Raw genomic sequence first — 234 nt, forward strand, 5'->3', positions numbered from 1 at the left:
GCGTAATATCACCATTGTCATCACGCTCAACACTGATAATGATGTTGTAAGTACGATGAACATCGATACCTTCTGCTTCTAGGCTCATCAAAATCGTATCAACTAAGAATGGTCTATCATAAGCTGCGATTTGAATGACAGTGTGCGAGCTGTGAAAGTGCTGCTCTTCTGCTGCTGGGTTTAGTACTGTCAGCTGCGGCTTGCTGCCGTCGTAAGCTTTGAGTAGTGTAAAGT

1 protein-coding gene is annotated in these 234 nt (G+C 44.0%); it reads right to left on the minus strand.

Going from position 1 to position 234, the window contains the following annotated elements:
* Positions 1–234: hypothetical protein (locus tag AAEY87_RS14445; protein ID WP_350657666.1), on the minus strand; the 234-nt coding region annotated here is incomplete at both ends.

It is taken from the genome of Psychrobacter sp. S1-30-MNA-CIBAN-0213 (assembly GCF_040309845.1).
Taxonomy (GTDB): domain Bacteria; phylum Pseudomonadota; class Gammaproteobacteria; order Pseudomonadales; family Moraxellaceae; genus Psychrobacter.